The 18,991-nt window shown below is 37.9% G+C and carries 16 protein-coding genes, 1 other RNA gene and 3 pseudogenes; 13 read left to right on the top strand and 7 right to left on the bottom strand.

The window, feature by feature from the left end; translation table 11 throughout:
- The first annotated feature begins 45 nt into the window (after positions 1-45).
- The 4 genes from LS684_RS18255 to eno all read left to right on the top strand — a co-directional run bounded on the left by LS684_RS18255 (position 46) and on the right by eno (position 5,001).
- Positions 46-1,230 (top strand): phosphoglycerate kinase, encoded by a 1,185-nt coding sequence (locus LS684_RS18255; protein WP_233808166.1) that lies wholly within the window; start codon positions 46-48, stop codon positions 1,228-1,230.
- 97 nt (positions 1,231-1,327) lie between these two features.
- Positions 1,328-2,089: a triose-phosphate isomerase gene (tpiA, locus tag LS684_RS18250; protein WP_233808164.1), complete on the top strand. Its 762-nt coding sequence runs from the start codon at positions 1,328-1,330 to the stop codon at positions 2,087-2,089.
- Positions 2,082-3,617 (top strand): 2,3-bisphosphoglycerate-independent phosphoglycerate mutase, encoded by a 1,536-nt coding sequence (gene gpmI / locus LS684_RS18245; RefSeq protein WP_233808162.1) that lies wholly within the window; start codon positions 2,082-2,084, stop codon positions 3,615-3,617. The genes tpiA and gpmI overlap by 8 nt, the downstream gene beginning before the upstream one ends.
- Before the next feature lie 85 nt (positions 3,618-3,702).
- Positions 3,703-5,001 carry a phosphopyruvate hydratase gene (gene eno / locus LS684_RS18240; protein ID WP_233808160.1) on the top strand — a complete coding sequence of 433 codons (1,299 nt, stop codon included), beginning with the start codon at positions 3,703-3,705 and terminating at the stop codon, positions 4,999-5,001.
- A 96-nt stretch (positions 5,002-5,097) separates the two neighbouring features.
- Here the strand turns inward: eno and LS684_RS18235 are convergent, their stop codons facing one another.
- Positions 5,098-6,027 (bottom strand): nuclease-related domain-containing protein, encoded by a 930-nt coding sequence (locus tag LS684_RS18235; protein WP_233808158.1) that lies wholly within the window; start codon positions 6,025-6,027, stop codon positions 5,098-5,100.
- 255 nt (positions 6,028-6,282) lie between these two features.
- Here LS684_RS18235 and secG point away from each other — a divergent pair, with 255 nt between their 5' ends.
- The 7 genes from secG (at position 6,283) to LS684_RS18200 (ending at position 12,542) form a co-directional block, all read left to right on the top strand.
- Positions 6,283-6,516 (top strand): preprotein translocase subunit SecG, encoded by a 234-nt coding sequence (gene secG / locus LS684_RS18230; protein ID WP_233808156.1) that lies wholly within the window; start codon positions 6,283-6,285, stop codon positions 6,514-6,516.
- Positions 6,517-6,664: 148 nt separating this feature from the next.
- Complete coding sequence (locus LS684_RS18225; protein WP_233808153.1) at positions 6,665-7,414, top strand: alpha/beta hydrolase; 750 nt, start codon at positions 6,665-6,667, stop codon at positions 7,412-7,414.
- A gap of 17 nt (positions 7,415-7,431) precedes the next feature.
- Positions 7,432-9,768, top strand: coding sequence for a ribonuclease R (gene rnr, locus LS684_RS18220; protein ID WP_233808152.1), 2,337 nt, complete (start codon positions 7,432-7,434; stop codon positions 9,766-9,768).
- Between the two features lie 102 nt (positions 9,769-9,870).
- Positions 9,871-10,338 (top strand): SsrA-binding protein SmpB, encoded by a 468-nt coding sequence (smpB, locus tag LS684_RS18215; protein WP_233808147.1) that lies wholly within the window; start codon positions 9,871-9,873, stop codon positions 10,336-10,338.
- 140 nt (positions 10,339-10,478) lie between these two features.
- Positions 10,479-10,837, top strand: a transfer-messenger RNA (tmRNA) gene (ssrA, locus tag LS684_RS18210).
- Positions 10,838-10,983: 146 nt separating this feature from the next.
- Positions 10,984-11,268, top strand: coding sequence for a group II intron maturase-specific domain-containing protein (locus LS684_RS18205; RefSeq protein ID WP_267930308.1), 285 nt, complete (start codon positions 10,984-10,986; stop codon positions 11,266-11,268).
- Between the two features lie 398 nt (positions 11,269-11,666).
- A complete protein-coding gene (locus LS684_RS18200; protein WP_233808142.1) occupies positions 11,667-12,542 on the top strand; it encodes a MerR family transcriptional regulator in 876 nt (291 codons plus the stop codon).
- Positions 12,543-13,110: 568 nt separating this feature from the next.
- Here LS684_RS18200 and LS684_RS24170 read toward each other — a convergent pair.
- From LS684_RS24170 to LS684_RS18180, 5 genes and pseudogenes are all read right to left on the bottom strand, one after another.
- Positions 13,111-13,245 (bottom strand): hypothetical protein, encoded by a 135-nt coding sequence (locus LS684_RS24170; protein WP_267930307.1) that lies wholly within the window; start codon positions 13,243-13,245, stop codon positions 13,111-13,113.
- A 668-nt stretch (positions 13,246-13,913) separates the two neighbouring features.
- Positions 13,914-14,638: pseudogene (istB, locus tag LS684_RS18195) on the bottom strand (IS21-like element helper ATPase IstB).
- Positions 14,635-15,201, bottom strand: coding sequence for a hypothetical protein (locus LS684_RS18190; RefSeq protein ID WP_233808140.1), 567 nt, complete (start codon positions 15,199-15,201; stop codon positions 14,635-14,637). The pseudogene istB and the gene LS684_RS18190 overlap by 4 nt, the downstream one beginning before the upstream one ends.
- Complete coding sequence (locus LS684_RS18185) at positions 15,143-15,640, bottom strand: hypothetical protein (RefSeq protein WP_233808138.1); 498 nt, start codon at positions 15,638-15,640, stop codon at positions 15,143-15,145. The genes LS684_RS18190 and LS684_RS18185 overlap by 59 nt, the downstream gene beginning before the upstream one ends.
- Positions 15,641-15,686: 46 nt before the next feature.
- Entirely contained in the window at positions 15,687-16,175 is a 489-nt protein-coding gene (locus tag LS684_RS18180; RefSeq protein WP_233808136.1) for a hypothetical protein, read from the bottom strand.
- A gap of 30 nt (positions 16,176-16,205) precedes the next feature.
- Between LS684_RS18180 and LS684_RS18175 the strand changes: the two are divergent.
- A pseudogene (locus LS684_RS18175) lies at positions 16,206-16,405 on the top strand (DUF2238 domain-containing protein); the annotation flags it as partial.
- Between the two features lie 352 nt (positions 16,406-16,757).
- Positions 16,758-17,762: pseudogene (locus LS684_RS18170) on the top strand (IS1595 family transposase).
- A gap of 831 nt (positions 17,763-18,593) precedes the next feature.
- Here LS684_RS18170 and LS684_RS18165 read toward each other — a convergent pair.
- The gene (locus LS684_RS18165; protein WP_233808134.1) at positions 18,594-18,983 is read right to left on the bottom strand and encodes a hypothetical protein; all 390 of its coding nucleotides are present in this window, start codon (positions 18,981-18,983) and stop codon (positions 18,594-18,596) included.
- Between the last annotated feature and the right edge of the window lie 8 nt (positions 18,984-18,991).

The following is an 18,991-nucleotide window of genomic DNA, read 5'->3' as shown; positions in this document are numbered from 1 at the left end:
AATGCAGCTCATGAAATTGAAAGTATTTTAAGGAGGTCCTTTATCATGAACAAGCAAAGTGTTAAAGACTTACAGTTAAGTGGAAAGCGTGTATTTTGCCGTGTGGATTTTAACGTGCCAATGAGCAATGGTCAAGTTACAGATGAAACACGTATTCGCGCTGCCCTTCCAACGATTCAATATTTAATGGATCAAGGAGCAAAAGTAATATTAGCAAGTCATTTAGGACGTCCAAAAGGGCAAGTGGTAGAAGAGTTAAGACTCACTCCAGTTGCTAAGCGATTATCAGAGCTATTAAACAAAGATGTAAAGAAAGCGGACGAAGCATACGGTGAATCCGTTCAAACCATCATTTCTGAAATGAGTAATGGAGATGTTCTTCTTTTAGAAAATGTTCGTTTCTATCCTGGTGAAGAGAAAAATGATGCAGAGCTTGCAAAAGCATTTGCAGAATTAGCGGATGTGTATGTGAATGATGCTTTTGGTGCTGCTCACCGTGCGCATGCATCAACTGAAGGTATTGCTCACCACCTACCTGCCGTTTCTGGTCTTTTAATGGAAAAAGAACTTGAAGTGTTAGGAAAAGCTTTATCAAATCCAGAAAGACCGTTCACAGCTATTATCGGTGGAGCGAAGGTAAAGGACAAAATTGGCGTTATCGAAAATTTACTAGAAAAAGTAGATAACCTGATTATTGGTGGCGGACTTGCTTACACATTCATTAAAGCACAGGGCCATGAAATTGGAAAATCACTATTAGAAGAAGATAAAATTGAGCTGGCAAAGACGTTTATGCAAAAGGCTGAAGAAAAAGGCGTTAAGTTCTATATGCCTGTCGATGCGATTGTTGCAGACGATTTCTCAAAAGAGGCCAATACGAAAGTCGTTGGAATCAATGAAATTCCTGCAGATTGGGAAGCACTTGATATTGGACCAAAGACAGCAGAGGTTTACAGCGACGTTATTAAAAACTCTAAGCTAGTTATTTGGAACGGACCTATGGGTGTTTTCGAATTCGATCTATTTGCAAACGGTACGAAGGCAGTTGCAGAAGCCCTAGCAGAAGCAAAAGATACATATTCTGTTATCGGTGGCGGTGATTCTGCAGCAGCAGTTGAGAAGTTCAACCTTGCAGATCAAATGAGCCACATTTCCACTGGTGGTGGTGCGTCTCTTGAATTTATGGAGGGTAAAGCATTACCAGGTGTTGTCGCTTTAAACGATAAGTAATCATAGGCTCTGCTATGTGGAAGGGTAACCTTTATATTAGATGAAGCCGATTGAAATATAATGTCTATTTTTCTAAAACGGAAAGGATGTGCCAGTAATGCGCAAACCAATTATCGCTGGGAACTGGAAAATGCACAAAACTCTACCTGAAGCGAAAAGCTTTATGGAAGAAATCAACGGATTAGTTCCATCCAAGGATCAAGTAGAGGCTGTTGTATGTGCTCCTGCATTATTTCTAGATCGTCTAGTAGAAATTGCAAAGGACTATGATGTAGAAATTGGCGCTCAAAACATGCACTTTGAAGAAAGCGGTGCATATACAGGCGAAATCAGCCCAAGAGCTTTAGAAGATATTGGAGTAAAATATGTAATCCTAGGACATTCTGAACGTCGTGAAATGTTCAATGAAACAGATGATGCGGTAAACAAAAAAACACTTGCAGCGTTTAAGTACAACTTAACTCCTATTGTGTGTGTTGGAGAAACGTTAGAGCAACGTGAAAACGGTGAAACAAATCAGCTAGTTGGCGATCAAGTGAAGCAAGCACTAGTAGGTTTAACTGATGAGCAAATGAAGGAAACGGTTATCGCATATGAGCCAATCTGGGCAATCGGAACAGGTAAGTCTTCAACGGCTGAAGATGCAAATGAAGTATGTTCACATATCCGTAAAGTAGTGGCTGAGCAGTTTTCTCAAGAAGTAGCTGAAGCAGTACGGATTCAATATGGTGGAAGTGTGAAGCCAGGTAATATTAAAGAATACATGGCACAATCAGATATTGATGGAGCATTAGTTGGTGGAGCTAGCTTAGAAGCTCAATCATTCTTGCAATTATTGGAGGCAGGGAAGAATGAGTAAAGCACCTGTTGCCTTAATCATCTTAGATGGCTTTGCTTGCCGAGATGAGGTAAAAGGGAATGCAGTAGCACAGGCGAAAAAACCAAACTTTGAGCGGTTTTGGAACCAATTCCCTCATGCTACTCTAACAGCATCTGGAGAGGCAGTCGGATTACCAGAGGGCCAAATGGGGAACTCTGAAGTAGGACACCTCAATATTGGGGCAGGCCGCGTTGTGTATCAAAGCTTAACAAGAGTGAACATTGCAATTCGCGAAGGTCAATTTGAAAAAAATGAGACGTTCATTGACGCAATGAATCACGCAAAGAAAAAAGGTACGAACCTTCATGTATTCGGATTATTATCTGACGGTGGAGTTCATAGCCATATCCAACATCTATATGCATTGCTACGTCTTGCAAAAGAAGAAGGCGTAGAAAATGTGTATGTACACGCCTTCTTAGACGGTCGTGATGTTGGTCCGAAAACAGCGGAGCAATATATAAAAGATGCTCAAGCTAAAATGCAGGAATACGGTGTTGGGGAATTCGCAACAATATCAGGTCGCTATTACTCAATGGACCGTGATAAGCGCTGGGAACGTGTAGAAAAATCTTATCGTGCCATGGTGTATGGAGATGGCCCAACTTATTCAAGCCCGCTTGAACTAGTGGAAGACTCGTATACGAATGGAATCTTTGACGAGTTCGTTATTCCGTCTGTTATGACGAAAGAGGATGGTTCGCCAGTTGCAACGATTCAGGACGATGATGCGGTAATTTTCTATAATTTCCGTCCAGACCGTGCGATTCAAATTTCCAACACTTTCACGAACGAAGACTTCCGTTCATTTGATCGTGGAGAAAAGCATCCGAAAAACCTTCACTTTGTATGTTTAACACACTTTAGTGAGACAGTTGATGGGTATGTTGCTTTTAAACCAACAAACTTAGATAATACAATTGGTGAGGTATTATCTCAGCACGGCTTAAGACAACTTCGTATTGCTGAGACAGAAAAGTATCCACACGTAACCTTCTTTATGAGTGGTGGACGTGAAGCAGAGTTTCCTGGTGAGCAGCGCATTTTAATTAACTCGCCAAGGGTTGCGACATATGACTTACAGCCTGAAATGAGTGCATACGAAGTAACCGATGCTCTTGTCAAAGAAATCGAAGCAGACAATTTTGACGCAATCATTCTCAACTACGCAAACCCAGATATGGTTGGACACTCTGGGATGCTAGAGCCAACTATTAAAGCGGTGGAAACAGTCGATGAATGTTTAGGACGCGTAGTAGACTTAATCGTCAGCAAAGGTGGAACGGCGATTATCACAGCGGATCATGGAAATGCTGATGAAGTGGTAACGATGGAAGGAACTCCAATGACTGCTCATACTACAAATCCGGTTCCAGTAATTGTAACAAAAGAGGGAGCCGAGTTACGTGAGGGTGGAATTTTAGGAGACTTAGCCCCAACCATGCTTGATTTGCTTCAGATTGCAAAACCAGAAGAAATGACAGGAACAACCTTGATTAAAAAATAGATTCCGTAGGTATTTACGAAAGCCCCAATAGCAACATCTTATAATAAAAAAGGCTTATAAGCCTCAAAAAAAGGAGACAATTAATATGCCATTTATCGTAGACGTTTATGCTCGTGAAGTATTAGATTCTCGTGGAAATCCAACAGTAGAAGTAGAAGTATTTACAGAGTCAGGTGCGTTTGGTCGTGCCCTAGTTCCAAGTGGTGCATCTACAGGTGAATACGAAGCAGTAGAACTTCGTGATGGTGACAAAAGCCGTTACCTTGGAAAAGGTGTATTAAAAGCAGTTGAAAACGTAAATGAAATTATCGCTCCAGCATTAGTTGGCGAAGAATACAATGTTCTAGACCAAGTTGGCATTGACCAAGCATTAATCGCTCTTGATGGAACAGAAAACAAAGGGAAATTAGGAGCTAACGCAATCCTTGGAGTATCAATGGCAGTAGCTCATGCAGCAGCAAACTACCTAGATATGCCTTTATACCAATACCTTGGTGGATTCAATGCGAAGCAGCTTCCAGTTCCAATGATGAACATCGTAAACGGTGGAGAGCATGCAGATAACAATGTAGATATTCAAGAATTCATGATCATGCCAGTTGGAGCTGAAAACTTCAAAGAAGCATTACGCATGGGTGCAGAAATTTTCCATAACTTAAAATCAGTTTTAAAAGACAAAGGTCTTAACACAGCAGTAGGTGACGAAGGTGGTTTCGCACCAAACTTAAAGTCTAATGAAGAAGCGCTTCAAACGATCATCGAAGCAATTGAAAAAGCTGGCTACACACCTGGTGAGCAAATCAAGCTTGCAATGGACGTAGCATCTTCTGAGCTATACAACAGAGAAGACGGCAAATACCACCTAAAAGGTGAAGGTGTAGTTAAAACATCTGAAGAAATGGTTGATTGGTACGAAGAGCTAGTTTCTAAGTATCCGATTGTCTCAATTGAAGATGGGTTAGACGAAAATGACTGGGATGGTCACAAGCTTTTAACAGAGCGCATCGGCCACAAAGTTCAATTAGTTGGGGATGACTTATTCGTAACAAACACGAAAAAGTTATCTCAAGGAATTGAGCAAGGCGTTGGAAACTCCATCCTAATCAAAGTAAACCAAATCGGTACACTTACAGAAACTTTCGATGCAATCGAAATGGCAAAACGCGCTGGTTACACAGCAGTTATCTCACACCGTTCTGGAGAAACAGAAGATAACACAATCGCTGACATCGCTGTAGCAACAAATGCTGGCCAAATCAAAACTGGTGCTCCATCACGTACAGATCGTGTAGCGAAATACAACCAGTTACTACGCATCGAAGACCAATTAAGCACAACTGCTCAATACCTAGGTGACAACACATTCTACAACCTAAAAAAATAATGAGCTAATGATTATATGAAACGTCGACCATCGTGTCGGCGTTTTTTTCTATTTAGCAGAAACAAACCATGTGAGAGGCCTGTCATACACTCTGCCTCAGTTGCTGCCGGAGTGGGGGAGGTGGGTGGTGAGTATCCTTGAAGCTATGTTTGGAGAAGCAAGTAAAGAGAATTCACAGAACTTATGGTTAGTTAGACGATCATCAATTAGTAGAAAATAATCGGAAATGGTGGATAAATGGGCATCTTTGGACAAATGAGTGCATGAAGGACACTTCCAGCATCCATGCAAACGAACCATTCCAATTTGTTTACAATTGGGACAGGCGACACCAGGAATTACCTCAGACTCTTCCATTTTGTAGTAGCTTAGGATGTTAAAATCTTCAAGGGAATGTGCTTTAATTATGAGTTTGCTTAATTTCTTAAGGGATTTTTCATCTAAGTGTTCCGTTCTATATTTTTTCTGCATTGTATTAATCTTTTCAATTAGATGTTGTGCATGAAAAACTTTATCGAATAGTTGAATGGAGTTAGTTGAAGTTTTTAGAATGGTAGAGGAGTGGCTAATTACAATGAAGTATTCAATAGGTAAATTAAATTTGGTGTGGGTATCTAGCCATTTTTTTAGGAGGATACTATGACGATTAGCTTGAGCAAGGGGGGTTGGGAAGCCTTCTTCCTTATCTTCTTTATTTTTTCTAATTAATTGCTTGAATTCATGATCAAATATAAGGGTACCAAAAATATTTTTAATTTCTAATAAGAGGAGAAACTTTGAAGAGAGTAAAAGGGTATCAATTTGAAATGTAAGGTTGTTAATGGAGAGTCTTACATCATGAAGAATCATAAAATCTTTCAAGTGCTCTAAATGGTAATCAATCGTCTTCTCTCCTTTGTAACCAGCTAAGTTTTTGGTTAAATTCCTCTCGATTTCTATCCTTTTCGGATGATTATTAGAGATTCTTCTCAATAAAGCTTCATGTTTTAGAATTCGTAAAGGGATACTGCGGTGTTTTATAATCATTTATATGCCTCCTTCGATAAGATGAATATTTATTTCTCTAACTTAATAGTAAACTCCTGCTATAAAAATCAGGAGATTCTTACATATCAGCGAAATTTTTGGTTTATCAGCGAAATTTCAAATATATCAGCGAAAAACAAAATATATCAGCGAAAATGAGATTATATCCGTATTTGACATCCCCTATTGTCTAAGCCGTCAATATATGGTACATTTAAACTACTGTGTAATGTACGTTTTTCAGGAGGTGGCTATATGCACGCGTTACTACTCACATTATTGGTTATTGTGTCAATTGCTCTTATTGTTGTTGTACTTCTTCAATCTGGAAAAAGTGCAGGCCTTTCAGGTGCGATTTCTGGAGGAGCAGAATCTTTATTCGGAAAGCAGAAAGCACGCGGTATTGATTTGGTACTTCATCGTGTGACGATCGTTCTTTCTGTATTATTCTTTGTATTAACAATTTTAGTATCGTATGTTGGTCTTTAATTATACTGCCTGGCCTTATCGGTCAGGTTTTTTTGTTGTATTGGGGCGGAAAATAGGTCGTTTTAGTGGAATGCGACTTCAATATTTGTTAAAAAATAAGCAGAAGGATATTTATTCAATTACATAGATTAAAGGAGTTCGAAACGAAATGAAACGAGTTGCACCTAAGCCATTTACATTTGAGGGGGGAAGCCGAGCGGTCCTTTGTCTCCACGGATTCACAGGAAATTCGGCAGATACGCGGATGCTCGCCCGTTATCTTGAACAAAGAGGCTATACCTGCCATGCGCCGCAATACAAAGGACACGGGGTTCCACCGGAAGAACTCGTTCATACGGGTCCAGAAGATTGGTGGAAGGACGTCATGGAAGGCTACGAATTATTAAAAAGTATGGGACACGAAGAAATCGCTGTCGTAGGGTTGTCCCTTGGAGGCGTATTTTCTTTAAAATTAGGTTACACTGTACCTATAAAGGGAATTGTGCCTATGTGCGCGCCGATGTATATCAAAAGCGAAGAGATTATGTATAAAGGAATCCTGGCTTATGCTCGCGAATATAAAAAGCAAGAGGGTAAAACTTCAGAAGAGATTGAAGAGGAAATGATGGAGTTCCAAAAAACACCGATGAATACGTTAAAAGCTCTACAGGGACTGATTGCCGACGTTCGCGAACATGTGGATATGATTTATGCTCCTACATTTGTCGTTCAAGCACGCCACGACCATATGATTAATACGGACAGCGCTAATATTATTTATAATGAAGTAGAAACCGAACATAAGCAGTTGAAATGGTATGAAGAATCAGGGCATGTCATCACACTTGACAAAGAGCGGGATCAATTACACGAAGATGTATATCAATTTTTAGAATCACTTGATTGGCAAGATAAATAGAAGAAGGAGGTATGACTATGGAACAAAACATTCAGCAGCATGTAGATAAGCTATTACACTACATGAAGGATGAAGCATATAAGCCTTTAACTGTACAAGAGTTAGAGGCGGCATTCGGAATTGAAGATTCCACACATTTCAAAGATTTCGTAAAAGCGCTTGTTGTGATGGAGGAAAAGGGACTAGTTGTACGGACGAGAAGCAATCGTTATGGATTGCCGGAAAAAATGAATCTTATTCGCGGAAAACTAACTGGACATGCTAAAGGGTTTGCCTTTGTGATTCCTGATGAGCCGGGGATGGACGATATTTTTATTCCGCCGAATGAAACGAATAATGCGATGCATGGAGATACGGTACTTGCACGTGTATCCTCAGAAACTTCAGGCCAAAGAAGAGAAGGGACCATTGTTCGTATTCTAGAAAGAGGCATTCAAAAAATCGTCGGAACATACATCGAAAGCAAAAACTTCGGATTTGTGTTACCAGACGATAAAAAGTTTGCAGGGGATATTTTCATCCCAAAAGCTGCTTCTAAGGGAGCTGTAGAAGGCCACAAAGTCGTAGTTGAATTAACAGTTTATCCTGAAGGGCGCAAGAGTGCGGAGGGAGAAGTTGTAAAAATATTAGGTCATAAAAATGATCCAGGAGTCGATATTCTCTCGATCATTCATAAGCATGGCCTGCCGATGGCTTTTCCAGATGAAGTAATTAACCAAGCGAACGAAACGCCAGACACGATTAACGAAAGTGAATTGGAAAATAGAAGAGATCTCCGAAACGAGACGATTGTCACGATTGATGGTGCAGATGCAAAGGACCTAGATGACGCCGTACAGGTTGAGAAGCTAGACAATGGAAACTATAAGCTGGGTGTTCATATCGCTGATGTTACATATTACGTAACAGAAGATTCAACTATCGACCGTGAAGCAGCTGAACGCGGGACAAGTGTGTATCTTGTTGACCGAGTGATTCCAATGATTCCTCACCGACTATCGAATGGGATTTGTTCCTTGAATCCAAAGGTGGATCGCTTAACCTTATCTTGTTCGATGGAAATTACACCAGAAGGGGAAGTCGTTCATCACGAAATCTACCAAAGTGTGATAAAAACAACTGAACGGATGACCTATCACGATGTTAACTTAATTTTAACCGAAAAGGATGAGAATCTAATCAAGCGCTATGAGCCGCTTGTTCCGATGTTCGAATTAATGGCTGAGCTTGCAGAAATTCTCCGTACGAAGCGAATGAATCGTGGGGCTATCGACTTTGACTTTAAAGAATCCAAAGTTCTAGTTGATGAAGAAGGAAAGCCAACAGATGTTGTATTAAGAGAACGATCTGTGGCGGAACGCCTTATTGAAGAATTCATGCTTGCGGCAAATGAAACGGTTGCTGAGCATTTTCACTGGTTGGATGTACCGTTTATCTACCGTATCCATGAGGACCCGAAAGAGGACAAGCTACGTAAATTCTTCGAGTTTATTACGAATTTCGGCTACTTAGTAAAAGGGACAGCTAATGCTGTTCACCCAAGGGCTCTTCAGGAAATTATTGAAGAAGTACAAGGGAAACCAGAAGAGATGGTTGTATCAACGGTTATGCTACGCTCGATGCAGCAGGCGAAATACAATCCAGATAGCTTAGGACACTTTGGGTTGTCTACTGAGTTTTATACTCATTTCACTTCACCAATTCGTCGTTATCCAGACTTAATCGTTCATCGCCTCATCCGGACGTATTTAATTGAAGGCAAGCTTGACCAAGCAACAAGAGAGAAATGGAGTGCACTTCTACCAGATATCGCTGAGCATACGTCTAAGATGGAACGCCGAGCGGTTGAAGCAGAACGTGAAACCGATGAGCTTAAAAAATCAGAATATATGGAGGACAAGGTCGGCGAAGAGTATGATGGAATCATTAGCTCTGTTACAAACTTTGGTATATTTGTGGAGCTTCCGAATACGATCGAAGGACTTGTTCACGTAAGCTATATGACCGATGATTATTATCGCTATGACGAGCGCCATTACGCGATGATCGGCGAGCGCACGGGGAATGTTTATCGCATTGGGGATGAGATTACAGTTCGCGTAGTTAAAGTCAATAAGGAAGAGCGAGCAATTGATTTTGAAATTGTCGGTATGAAAGGGACTCGCCGCCGTGAAATCTCTGATGCACCAAGAGTGTTTAAAACAGGTAGCAATGAAAAGAAACCGAGAAAATCAAAGGCTAAGGGTGACCGTAAGCCAATGAATGGCTCTAAAGGAACAGCACCAGGGAAGAAGCGGAAGAAAGACAAAAAGCATTTTGAAAACGCACCAAAAGCAAAGCGTAAGAAAAAATGATCATTCAGTCGAAGAGAGTCTAGTATAGGCTCTCTTTGCCTTCCCCGTTGAGAATGAAAAGAGTTTTTGTTAAAATAAAGCAATAGAGAAAGGGGAAGTCATATGCCAAAGGGATCAGGGAAAGTGATCGCACAGAATAAAAAAGCTTATCATGATTATTTCATCGAGGAAACATATGAAGCTGGCATTGTTCTTCAAGGAACGGAAATAAAGTCTATTCGCTCTGGACGAGTGAATTTAAAGGATTCCTACGCTCAAATTAAACAAGGGGAAGTCCACCTGCTCGGCATGCATGTTAGCCCATATGAACAAGGAAATCGATATAACCATGACCCGCTTCGAACAAGAAAGCTACTCCTCCACAAGCGGGAAATTGATAAGTTAATGGGAGAAACGAAGGAAGTAGGATATTCTATCGTTCCATTAAAGCTCTATTTAAAAAATGGCTTTGCCAAAGTTCTAATTGGCTTAGCTAAAGGGAAGAAGCAATACGATAAACGTGAAGATTTGAAAAAGAAAGAAGCGAAACGTGAAATCGAGCGTGCTTTCCGAGATCGCCAAAAGATGTAGTTTACAGTTATTAACAATTGAATTTTACTTGCAGTATGCTATAATAGAACTTGTCACCACGAGTGACACTGACTTATGCTCATCTATTCTGAGCTTCCTAACGTCACGTGCTGAATAAGATTCGACGTTGACCTTTATATGGGGACGTTACGGATTCGACAGGGGTAGTTCGAGCTTAGGTTGCGAGTCGAGGGGATCGGCCTCGTTAAAACGTCAAAGCCTATAACTGGCAAACAACAAAACAACTTCGCTTTAGCTGCTTAATAGCGCTTAGCGGTTCCTCCCTCCATCGTCCATGTGGTAGGGTAAGGGACTCACTTTAAGTGGACTACGCCGGATCTCGCCGTCTGAGGGAGAAGGAAGAGAACAACCAGACTAGCTGCTCGGGCGCCTGTCGATAGGCAGAAGTTGCAGCGAATGATGAATATATCGACTACACTCGTAGAAGCTTAAGTGCCGATATTTCTGGACGTGGGTTCGACTCCCACCGTCTCCACCAATACATAATGTTTGGTGGGTTTTTTATTTTGTGTGACTTTAACCATAATTTTGCCGGATTGGCAAGGATATGCTTAAATAAGCATTCGGCAACGGAAGTCAAGCAAGAAGAAAGTCCAAGGCAAACTCAAAGAATCTAAAGAATGGTTGAAGATTAACAGAAATAAAGATATTCATTTAATTATGGATAGATTTAGACGCTCTCTTGTAGGGTATTACAATTATTATTGCATCACAGATAATACCCCAAGTGTAAACAAATTCAGAGACAAAATCGGATACCTGCTGTATAAATGGCTCAATAGAAGAAGTCAAAGGAAATCATTTAATTGGGAGAAATTCAAACTGTTTCTTAATAAATATCCATTACCTTACGCAAGAGTTAAGGTTAATATATACGACTTAAGAAAAGAGATTAGCTATATTTTGTAAATGATAACTAGGAGGAGTCGTGTGCGTTAATAGCGCAAGCACGGTTCTGTGAGGGGGGAGAATACAATCAACCGTAAGGTAGAGAGGTTCTCTTCTACTCGACTACTACATTTAGCAAGGATCACTATAAGCCAAAAATATTCAAGTTTTTATACAAAACTTGTTATTTGTTTGGCTTATTTTCATTCTTAAGGGAGTAAATGAGCAGAATAGTTAAAAAAGGAAATAATTGGACAAATGATTAGATATTCAATGACTTATTAATGTTTTAAAATGAATTAATAAAATGCTCAAAGCTACAAAATAGGAGCAATATGGGAAACAAGGATGATTTATAAAAAAAACTATTGACTACCACCTTGGGTGTTAGCTTATGCTTTTTTTGAGAGGTGATAGTTATGTTAATTAATGAAGCAAGTAAGTTAACAAATTTGACTAAAAAAGCTATTGAGTATTACATAGAACAAAAATTGGTATTTCCCAATATTTTAGACAACGGGTACCGTGATTTCAGCGAAAATGATATAGAGTGTTTAAAAAAAATTTATGTCTTCCGTAAACTTGGGCTTAGAACAGAGGAAATCAAGTCAGTGCTTGCCGATAAGGCAAACAACACATTGCAAAAGATATCGGTACAAAGAGAATTAATTATGCAGAGGGATCAGGTAAAAAAATCCATTCTTGACCAACTAAGTTTTGACAAAAATTATTCTGAACTAAGTAAGGAACTGAGAGCTATTGAACAGAGTTCAAGTGTAACCGAAAAGATATTAGAGGCTTTTCCAGGTTACTACGGTCGATTTATTTGCCTGCATTTTGCACGATTTTTGAATGAGCCTATTACAACTTCAGTTCAGCAATCTGCGTATGAAGAAATAATAGCATTTCTGGATAATGCACCTTCATTGCAGTTAACTGAAGACTTACAATTGTTCTTAATGGAATGCACAAAGCATATTAACACAGAAAATATTCGTGACATGATAGAGAATACAAAGCAATCTATTGAAAATCCTGATAAATTCTTGTCAGAAAACAAGGAAGTTGTCGAGCGATACTTGGCCTACAAGCAGTCCGAAGAATACAAAAATTCCCCCATCTATAAGATCCAAACAATTCTTAAAGAGTTTAATAATACAAGTGGTTATTATGATGTATTCATTCCTGCAATGAAAAAATTAAGTGTTTCTTATTCGGAGTATTGTATGCAGATGGAATTAGCAAACGAAAAATTATTGTTACAATATCCAGAAATAAATAAATTGAACAACTAAGCTAATAGAGTGATCTTACTTTTAGTTACGGAGTTGCATTCTTATGATTTGAAATAAAGTAACTCATTTATATGTTCTTAGGAAAAGATTGTGAATTAGTGTACTTAAAGTAAGGGTGAGCTATACCTCCTCAAAGATTGAAAATAAGCAGCCAAAAATATGCAGGATTTTATTCATATACAGGGGAGAATAAACAGAATATGATCTGTACAGGCTCAACACCTTTATATCAAATCAACTTTTTTGAAAGGATTAAATGTTGAATTAATCGATGGTGTGAAACTTGTTGAACTTTGGTTAGAAGAATTAGAAAAAGTGAAAGATGAAATTAAGCAAGTTTTGCTAAGTATATCTAAAAAAACAAAGCACCTTGGGGATTTGTTTTTTAATTTAACCTAATACAGGATTTTATTTTTCAATATCTAACCTTTTATTCAATTTATAGTTGAAGCAAAATTCAAATAGAAATAACACCGATTTGAGTATTTTCATTCTCAGTTGTTGGTTTCTGAACCCAATTTTTTGTTTTAGTAAATATAACTCCTTTCACATGTTCATCACATATCCATTAAAGCGGAACAAAAACCTCTGCGTAAGAATCAGAATTTTCTTCAGTTTTATAGAAGGTTGCTTGAATAGTTTTACCATTATTTAACGGAATTAGGGACTCTTTAGGTATAAGCACTTTTACCAGGCAATTCATGATTTTCCTCCATTAACATTGAATTTATGTTTATTATTTGTGCAGAGAAATATATTTATTCAAATGGAGAATTCTTGAAAAGTTCATGTGCCGCAACATTAAAAGTGTAATTTGACTTTTCAATATGGAAATTAATGGTGATAAAAAAGTAGTTAGAAGTCAAAGAGTGGTTAACACACCACTCTTTTTCTTTTTTTAAGTGTCCCAATAATCTTCTTTTGGAATGGGTGAAGCTTTTAACATAGAAATAAATTAAACCAATGTTCTACAAACGGGCCAGTTTGTTGAATAAGAATTATAGATTTTTTTATATGTAAGTTAATGGTGAATCCTACGTTAAATCTACTGTTCAATGTTTAATAACACATGGAAATAACCATTTTTTCTATTATTTATATTAATTGAAAAAATTAGGTCGATATTGAAGTTTAATAATGTAGAATAAAAATAAAGAATAATTTTATATGGGGTGAAGCCAATGGGAATTTCTATGAATTCCTACCGAAGTAGATAAAGAATTTTGTTGATTCTATATTTTTTCTCAGAAGAAATTAAAATTCAATGAAAGAGACATTAAAAAATTTTTTAGAGAAATAATCCAAGGTTGTATTTTGCAATAGAAAAGTGCAGAAAAATGCAAAGAAAAGTACAGAGGTTTGTCACCCAGGTTACTTTTCTTTAAGATAATGAATCGTTAAGCGGTAACTCTCACCTTGAAAAGAAATAATGTGAGCGTGGTGAATCAGCCGATCCACCAATGCTGCAGTCAATCTCGAATCTGTAAATATCCGGTTCCATTGACTAAATTCTAAATTTGACGTGATAATTAAACTCTTCTGCTCGTAAAATTCAGAAATAAGTTGGAATAATAGCTCCGAACCTTCTTTACTAAATGGCAGATAGCCCATTTCGTCCAGGATGATTAAATCCACTTTCTCCAATTTCTTACGAAATGCTGAGAGCTTATTTGATTTTACGCCTGCTCTAATTCTTCTACTAAATGAGCGACACGGTAAAAGCGGACCTCATATCCATTTTCACAAGCCTTCCTTCCCAAAGCGGTTGCTAGATGGGTTTTTCCTGTGCCAGGAGAGCCTACTAACACTACGTTTTGCCCACTTTCAATGAAATTCAAACTGCATATTTCGTCTTTTGATGTATGAGCTGGAATACGAATCTGCTCAGTCCACTCGTAAGTTTGAAGACTCTTCTTATCCAAGAATCTGGCTTTCTTTATTAGTCTCATCGATTTTGTCTGATCCCTTAATCTAAATTCCTCGTCAAACAAATCATTTAGATATTGCTCCAAATTCTCGAAGGGGATTTGATGATGGATTTCTGCTATATGTGCCAATCGTAGAGTCTTGCATTTGCTTCGTAATTGATCACTCATTTGCCTGCCTCCTGCATTGGAGATAGGGCATCGTATTGATTCCAATCCACTTCATAAGGGTTACTATCACCATTCAATTGATCCTTCTCAATTAGGTCATAAAATTCTTCATTGATTCGCTTCATGTCATGAGTAATCAGGAGGGCTGTAAGAGACTCTAAACGCTTTCTACGAATAAGCAAGTTGTCCGTTAGTAGAAATTCCTTTACCCTTCCCGGTAGGTAGTCACGATATCGAGAGTAGTTCAGAACTCTTGGTTTATGTACCCACGTTTTAATAATAGATAGCCAAGGAAGAGCTTTTCGCTTATTCATGTAAGGACGGAAGTCCTCCAAAAGAATTTCACCATCTGGTGAAATGACTTTAAATTGATCCCATGTTAGGATTAGGCGCAATTGGCTATAGTTATATGCTCTTGGTACATGAATAAGGAACTTATCAATATTCACTTCGTTATACTTGTTCACCTTCGCAAAGTCTTCTTTAAATACTGGATAGTCTTTGTCAGGTAAAGCTAATAAATTCTTGGTCCCATAACTCTTGGATAAGAACTTCCTTCTCATAATGCAGCCTTTTACGATCTTCCTGCAGTTGTTCCTCCAACTGTAATGTTAGATCTTCAAAGCTCTTCATCACCGGGGCATTGGTGAAAAAGTTATATCGAATATAACCTACTTTGTTTTCTACATTTCCTTTTTCATGGCCACTTCTAGGGTTACAAACTTGCACATGAAATCCATAATGATTTTGAAATTGCATAAATTCATCCGTTAATTTTGCCTCTTCTATTTTGGAGCGCGTTTGTTTTACTGCCGGTGTGAGATTATCAATACGTAATGATTTTGGCACTCCACCAGCTTGAATAAACAGCTGCTTCAATCCATATAAGAAACACTCTTGGTTCTCTGATGGTAGTGGTATCGCGAAGCCAGTGTTACTGTAAGGCATAGACATTATCAATGCACGCACATCTACTAATTCTCCGTCTTGTACAGCTTCCATTACACCAAAATCCACCTGGGCTTCACCCGGAGGGTGTTCTAATCTTTCATGTCCTCTGTCTTTGTCTTCCTTGATGACTGCTTTTCCACTCTTTCACAAAATTACACACAGTTCTATACGAGCCGGTAAATCCGTAATTAGTTAGTTCGTTATGTAGCTCTTTATTTGTCCTTCTAGATTTTCTTTTTAATTTTTGATCTTCAAACAACCAATCTGCTACCATGTCTCCCCACTTTTCCTCATACATCATCCCTTTTCTAACTTTCAGGGTTTCTTCGGGTACCTGGTCTTCATCAGCATACTTCTTAGCTGTCCTCCAATTGACCCCCAATATTTTCTGGATCTGAGAGATAGATAGACCTTTGTTGTTTCTTAGATTTTTGATACAATTAACATCAGACATTGCTAGCATCCTTTCGAAACCTCCATGTATTGATTCGACACCAATTACACTAGAGGGACTTGGGGTGACTGGCAAGTCTTTTTTTATGCCCTTATAAAAATAAGTGCAGGACTCTGCATTTTTCCTTTGCAAAGGTCTGCACTTCTATTTTGCAATAAACAGCTCTTTAAATGGATTAAGGATCATCTTGATCTGAGCTGGAATCACTATGATCGGTTTGGGCATTTCTTGAAAGGTTTTTTGTGATTGTGATAAGAGGAATTTTATTAAGAAAAACCCCATTAACCATAGGCTCATGGCTGGTTGCCATTACATTATGTATAAATCTCGCAATAAGTGCTTTATATGAAATCATTGAGTGGCAGGTCTCGAACCTATGATCTAATTTCATGTTATGCAATATGGTAATAAAGAAATATTTCATAGGAATTCTCCCTGAAAAATGATATATTCTCCAACTAACTATTCATCAGAAACTAAGAAAAACCTCTATTGATTGTGGAAAATAATCCTTACAGACAATTACCGGATATTATATATAAAATATTTAATAAACAAGATGTTAATAATGTAGATTTAAATAAAGTTTGATAATTTGTAAAAAAGTTTTATTAAAAATCCTGTATTATTTTTTGCCTGTTTTCGTAAATATTGTGGATAATATCTAAATTTCGTATAAATCTAACAAGAACGTACGTGCGGGAAGGTTTTTCAATGTGGGAAAATGTATATCAAGCTTTCTTTGACCTACCTGACGGAGAAAAGGAAAAGTTTATTCGAGCGATTGAGCGTGATAAAACTGCCAACAAATCCGATATTGCTAAACTAATATCTAACATTAGAGAAACTCGTTTTAGTGATGGGCTTGGATGTGTTCATTGTGGTTCAACGGTAGTAGTCCGACACGGGAAATATCGTGGTCGCCAACGCTATAAATGTAAGGATTGCTTTAAGACGTTCAACGATATGACCAACACGCCAGTTGAAGGTACACACAAACCTCATTTGTGGCTTCGTTATTTTGAATTGATGGTGGAAGGATACACTCTTCCCAAAATCGTAAAGCGTCTTAATATCCACCTTTCTACGGCTTTCTACTGGAGACATAAAGTGTTAAATTCTGTCCGTTCTGTCGGCGACAGTGTTCTTCAAGGTGTCATTGAAAGTGATGAAACCTATCTACTTGAAAGTATGAAAGGAGGCAAGCGTATCACTCACAGGGAGCCTCGTAAACGTGGTGGAGTGGCTCCTGAATGTGGGATTAGTAAAAGTCAGTAAACATTCTGGTGGCAATGGATAGGAACGGAAATATCATCAGTAGAAAAAATGATTTTGGGAGAACAACCGCCTCTGAAATCGAAAGTGTATTAGGGGACTACATCGACCCTTCTAGTATTTTGTGCACCGATACAGCGACGAATTACAAGAAATTTGCCAAGTTGAAGAAGTTGCCGCACGAACCATAAACGCAAGTAAGGGTATCTATGTACGAAAACACATCTACCATATCCAACACGTTAACAGTTACCATAACCAACTAAAACAGTGGTTGGATAGATTTCAGGGGTATCAACACGATGGTTAGACAATTACTTGTATTGGTTCAGTTTTCTCCAATTAAACAAGAAATTGCCGTATGAGGAGCAGATTACTTCGTTATTATTGGGGTGTTGCAGGAAGTCCAATTACACAACGATTGAAGAACTAAGAGCTGCTTAATATCCACCCTTGATAGTGGATTAGCAAGGTCATACTTACACACAAAAACATTTTCGCTATGATAAAAAGAAAATGTTATTTGGACTTCCTTTATTTTCTTGTTCCATTAAAGCTCCTGTTATATGGTATAAAAAATTATGCATTTTTCTTTTTCCCTATTAGAAGAAAAATTAATCCTAATAGCATTATGAATATACCTATTTGCCAATATAGTCTATTGACATCCTCATGTAAAACCCATCCCCAGTTTATTCCTCCTCCAGGTTTCGCTGGATAAATAAATAGGATGGGGAGCACACCAAAATAAATAGTAGGAATACTACCTATAACAATTAACAGATAAGATAAAAGTTTCAATCTCATTTAACCCCTCAACGAATTAAATAGTTCAATAATCACCTTGTTCAACAATACTGCCCTTTAGCTAAATAACAACTTCTACTATATATTAGCATAAAATCCCATTAACCTTCTATTTATTATTTGAAAACCACAATATTTTAGAAAACAGGCTATTTTTTAAACAGGATTTTTCTTTACATGTTCTTATCGGTGTTGTAAAACTCAAGTATGTTACTCCATCCTATACAATTTGAAAAAACTAATAGGCCAGCAAAAATATAAAAAATTTGCTGGCGGTACCAATTCTTATTATATATTGTTTGTGTCAGTAATTTTAGCCCTGGGGTGGTCATTTTTAGTTCAAGGTAGGGTTTACCTTGAACTAAAAACCATTTACAGATGTAAGTAATCAGCTTAGAAGTCAGAAGAGTGTCTTAAATGGATTCTCAAGTATGTCAGTTTCAAATAAATCTGGAAGAAGAATAGGATTTATATACCTAGAGAAATAAGATTTGTGTTAACATCTCGTTTAAATTTATCTATATTAACGTTCCTATTGGTTAGTTGGTATCGACTTAGAAAGTCTTCAGATCGATTGATAATAGCTAGAAGTGCATCAGGGAACGATCGATGTTTATTAATAAATCGAAGTAAATCTATTGCTAGCTGTTTGGATTTCGGTTGCTTGCCTAATTCTAGTATTCTTTCAGAAGCTTTATCGAAAGCATAATAGTCGCCTGTACCAATATGTTTTACATATGCAGTTTTAAATTCATTTAATATAATATCACTGTTAAATAGGCTCCAAACATTGTCGTCTAATTCATACTTTTTCATAAGGTACTTAATTTTCTTTCCCGTTCTTAGTTGTATTTCCATACGATAAA

It is taken from the genome of Cytobacillus spongiae (genome assembly GCF_021390075.1).
The sequence above is the reverse complement of the archived record's forward strand: the minus strand, read 5'-3'. Positions and strand labels throughout refer to the sequence as shown.

Coding starts and splice junctions, on each gene's coding strand:
- LS684_RS18255 (WP_233808166.1), top strand. CDS start 46: ATGAACAAGCAAAGTGTTAAAGACTTACAGTTAAGTGGAAAGCGTGTA.
- tpiA (WP_233808164.1), top strand. CDS start 1,328: ATGCGCAAACCAATTATCGCTGGGAACTGGAAAATGCACAAAACTCTA.
- gpmI (WP_233808162.1), top strand. CDS start 2,082: ATGAGTAAAGCACCTGTTGCCTTAATCATCTTAGATGGCTTTGCTTGC.
- eno (WP_233808160.1), top strand. CDS start 3,703: ATGCCATTTATCGTAGACGTTTATGCTCGTGAAGTATTAGATTCTCGT.
- LS684_RS18235 (WP_233808158.1), bottom strand. CDS start 6,027: ATGATTATAAAACACCGCAGTATCCCTTTACGAATTCTAAAACATGAA.
- secG (WP_233808156.1), top strand. CDS start 6,283: ATGCACGCGTTACTACTCACATTATTGGTTATTGTGTCAATTGCTCTT.
- LS684_RS18225 (WP_233808153.1), top strand. CDS start 6,665: ATGAAACGAGTTGCACCTAAGCCATTTACATTTGAGGGGGGAAGCCGA.
- rnr (WP_233808152.1), top strand. CDS start 7,432: ATGGAACAAAACATTCAGCAGCATGTAGATAAGCTATTACACTACATG.
- smpB (WP_233808147.1), top strand. CDS start 9,871: ATGCCAAAGGGATCAGGGAAAGTGATCGCACAGAATAAAAAAGCTTAT.
- LS684_RS18200 (WP_233808142.1), top strand. CDS start 11,667: ATGTTAATTAATGAAGCAAGTAAGTTAACAAATTTGACTAAAAAAGCT.
- LS684_RS24170 (WP_267930307.1), bottom strand. CDS start 13,245: ATGAATTGCCTGGTAAAAGTGCTTATACCTAAAGAGTCCCTAATTCCG.
- LS684_RS18190 (WP_233808140.1), bottom strand. CDS start 15,201: ATGAGAAGGAAGTTCTTATCCAAGAGTTATGGGACCAAGAATTTATTA.
- LS684_RS18185 (WP_233808138.1), bottom strand. CDS start 15,640: ATGGAAGCTGTACAAGACGGAGAATTAGTAGATGTGCGTGCATTGATA.
- LS684_RS18165 (WP_233808134.1), bottom strand. CDS start 18,983: ATGGAAATACAACTAAGAACGGGAAAGAAAATTAAGTACCTTATGAAA.